Here is a 3505-nt window from a genome sequence, read left to right on the forward strand (position 1 = left end):
CACATGGGCCTCGTTGTGGGTGAGGGTGACCAGGTTGACCAGTCCGTTTGCAGCCGCGTACCGGGTCATCTTTAGGATCGCGGCCGTGTCACCCTCTGCTTGCACGTCGCGAGCCTTCCGAGGCCAGCAACCAGGTCGGTTGGCGGGGTCCTTGGTCGACCGGTAGCGCAGATACACCTCCCCTGCGGTGAGCCAGGTAGTGGCATGTACCTCGGTCTGCCATGGACCATTAGGGCTGGGGAAGAGGGACGGTTCCTCAGCGCGCCTCATTGCTTCTTCACCCGATCGAATGCTGAGTGAGCCGATGGCGAGGCGAGGAGAGAGACGCGTAGGGGGGGCTTCCATGATCATCACAGGATCACCCCTGCTCTACAGGGTGTGTTGGTAACTCCCTGTGCTTGACAAGCACAGGACAAGGCCGAGTCGATGGCAGACACCTGTGGCGCGGCGACACACGGCCCCACCCAACGAGTCGACGCACCCTCCACGTTGCGCATATGAGGGTGTGGTAGCGGTTCTGGACACCCAGATCGTCGGGACTCGGTCACATCGCTCAGGTTGGAGTCACCAAAGCCGAGATTCAAGTCAGTTGACTCGCCATGTCGTGGCTGAGACCCGCCAGGGGCGATCTGGATTTCTTGGGAAAGCGGACGAGGGCCGACGCGCCCTCGCCGCCTGCCTCGCGGCCGTCAGCCCTCATCGTGCGCCAGGTCTTCGACAAAGGCCCGGAGGTCGGCTGCCTTGATCCGACGTCGACGGCCGATCCTCACGGACGGCAGCCGTCCGTCGGCCATGAACTCGTAGACGCTTGTCCGACCGACCGCCAGAAGATCCGCTGCTTCTGCCGCCGTGTAGAGGTAGCGCTCAGGCGGGCCGGCGCCGTTTTCGTGCTCTCGGTGTGTGTTCATGCCCCAAAGGTGCACGCCTCGTGAAGGGAACAAGGCTCTACTTGGGTTCTACGCATCTACCGGGGGAGGAACAGCGATGCTCGATGACATTGAGATCGAGTTGGCGGGCATGAAAGCTGGCCAGGGGCTCCGACTGGAGCGGCCGACTGACTTCAAGGGGTGGATGAGGCCGCTCGCCGTTGTTCGCAACGGTGAATTCATCGAGTGGGCGGGGGGGACGCAGCGCTACGACGGTTCATTGGAAGGCCTGCTCGAACGCTTCGTTCGCCTCTGCGAGGACACCGACGGCCAACTCATCGCGCGGTACGCACAGCGGTTCGGGGTCCTGGAGATCTGCTCAGCACACGGACTGCCGTCGAGTCACCTTCCCCAGCGCTACTCGCCGTGGGCCACCGAGGCCTCGTTCTGCCTTCCCGGCCGATCCTCGACGGGAACCCGCCGTGAGCCTCTGGAGGCTTGGAGGTCCTATTCGAAGATGGCCCAAGCCATTCTGAACATTGCCGCTCGACTCCATCAGTCTCAGAAGGGGGCAGTACCGGCCCGAGAAGTAGATCGGCGTAGGCGGAATCAGCGCGAAGGCGTTCCGCCGGAGATGTGGAAGCCGCTGACGGGGCTCGCTCCGTCCCTGATCCCGTCGGTCCTTGAGAATCAGCGCGAGGACCCCCTGATCTTCGAACTCGCCGATGGGTCGACCCGGCCCCACACCGTCAAGCCTGCGGAGGCGGAACGGATCAAGCTTGAGGTGTCGGATCGGAACCTGTCTGAGCAGCGACGACTGCTCGCCTTCGTGGTCGAACAGTGGCTCACGATCGGGGATGTCCGACTCAGGTACGTGTGGGAGGACAGACCGCACTTCGACATGGCTGGCGGGACCTTGTTCGGTGCCCTCGGCATTCAGGTTGCGTTGGCCGTCGCTCGTAGCGAAGGCTTGGCGATCTGCAGTGAATGCGGCCTGGTGTACGTCCCGAAGCGGCGGAGTCGAGGAGACGGTCCGACGCGATGCCCGGAGAAGGCCTGTCGTATCGATGCGGCAAAGCGGGACTCGGCGCGCAAACGGCGGGCCGCAGAGCGAGCGAAGAACGCGACGAAGAGCGAGAGGGAATCGACGTGACGAAGGCGAGGCGTGCGCACGGGGAAGGGTCGATTTACAAGCGAGAGTCAGATGGCCGCTGGGTCGCTCAGATCCCGTACGTTGACCAAAGCGGCCGAACGCGCCGCAAGTGGATCTACGGGTCCACCGAACGAGAGGTCCTGCGAAAGAAGAAGGCCGTCGAGCGAGGGATTGCCGAAGGGCGCCCCGTGCCGAGCGAACGTCAGACCGTCGAGTCATACCTGGCCTGGTACGTCGCGAACGTGCTCGGCAAGTCAGGGATCAAGCCGTCCACTGCCGAGCAGTACGAGTGGACCCTGAACCACTACGTCGTGCCAGCGCTGGGCGGCGTCAAGCTGGCCAATCTCGGTCCCAGTCACATCGAGAGGATGCAGGCGGACATGATCACAAGGGGGCTCAGCGCCAGCACTGTGAGATCTGCGCGGGCGGTCCTATCCCGTGCGCTGGGCTACGCCGAGCAGACCGAGCGCGTGAGCCGCAACATGGTGAAGCTCGTCCCGGCACCACCGAAACGCGCTTCGCGCACTGATGATGCATTGACGACTGACGAAGCCAAGTCGCTGTTGAAGGCGATCGAGGGCTACCGCCTTGAGGCACTCGTTGTCGTGGCGCTGGGAATGGGGCTGCGTCGAGGTGAGGCCCTCGGATTGAAGTGGGAGAACATCGACTTCGATGGACGACTTCTCAGCGTGGAGGGGACGCTGAAGCGCCGGAAGGGAGGCGGCTACTTCGTGGACTCACCTAAGACCCCCGGTAGCCGTCGACGGGTGCCCCTTCCGAGCCTGTGCGCACAGGCGCTCGAACGCCGCAGGAACGACCAGACAGCGGAGCGGCTGGTCGCGGGGGCGCTCTGGAATGAGCAGGGCTTTGTTTTCACGACGCCAACCGGAACCCCGCTCGATGGCGACAACGCCTACAAGCAGTTTCAGGTGATGTGCCTTGAGGCCGGAATCCCCAAGCGACGGTTCCACGCCTTGCGCCATTCGACCGCGATGGTTCTGTACGAGCAAAGAGTGCCCCTCGAACAGATCTCAGAGATCCTCGGACACTCGTCGCTGGCGATCACCAAGGACATCTATCTGAATCTCCGCCCCGAGATGCTGAGGCCCGGAGCAGATGCGATGGACAGAGCGCTCCTGAATGATGGCGCAGGGGCCTAGAGCCGACGGGATCAACTGGCAAGCCGATAGCTGTCAGATTGGCTGTCAGCGTTGGCGACAGGCGAAGCGGCAGAGTGGAAGGGACCCCCTTGGGGGGCTCTGACCAGGACTTCTGTGTAGCGCGCTCGGAGGGACTAGAACCCCCAACCTTCTGATCCGTAATCAGAGGCTCTATCCAATTGAGCTACGCGCGCAGGAGCCATGACCCTACCGGTTGCTCCCTACGCAGCGAAAACCTGCTGAGACCGAAACCAACTGCCGTCTCGTCGACCAGCCGACGTCTCTCCGGCCTCCGGCCCAGTGACGCGCCGTAGGGTCCGCGCCAA

General features: G+C 63.5%; 3 protein-coding genes and 1 tRNA gene. 2 read left to right on the forward strand and 2 right to left on the reverse strand.

All coding sequences use genetic code 11. The features are described 5' to 3' along the window. Positions 1 to 689 precede the first annotated feature (689 nt). Positions 690 to 908, reverse strand: a complete 219-nt coding sequence (locus ACESNG_RS08470; RefSeq protein ID WP_373068559.1) for a helix-turn-helix domain-containing protein — start codon at positions 906 to 908, stop codon at positions 690 to 692. Positions 909 to 1146: 238 nt separating this feature from the next. Here ACESNG_RS08470 and ACESNG_RS08475 point away from each other — a divergent pair, with 238 nt between their 5' ends. Both ACESNG_RS08475 and ACESNG_RS08480 read left to right on the forward strand, forming a co-directional pair. After that, positions 1147 to 2019 (forward strand): hypothetical protein, encoded by an 873-nt coding sequence (locus tag ACESNG_RS08475; protein ID WP_373068561.1) that lies wholly within the window; start codon positions 1147 to 1149, stop codon positions 2017 to 2019. A gap of 188 nt (positions 2020 to 2207) precedes the next feature. Beyond that, positions 2208 to 3179 carry a tyrosine-type recombinase/integrase gene (locus tag ACESNG_RS08480; RefSeq protein WP_373068563.1) on the forward strand — a complete coding sequence of 324 codons (972 nt, stop codon included), beginning with the start codon at positions 2208 to 2210 and terminating at the stop codon, positions 3177 to 3179. A 118-nt stretch (positions 3180 to 3297) separates the two neighbouring features. Here the strand turns inward: ACESNG_RS08480 and ACESNG_RS08485 are convergent. Beyond that, positions 3298 to 3373: transfer RNA gene (locus ACESNG_RS08485), tRNA-Arg, on the reverse strand. Positions 3374 to 3505: the final 132 nt, after the last annotated feature.

Source organism: Gemmatimonas sp., from assembly GCF_041689975.1.
GTDB lineage: Bacteria > Gemmatimonadota > Gemmatimonadetes > Gemmatimonadales > Gemmatimonadaceae > Gemmatimonas.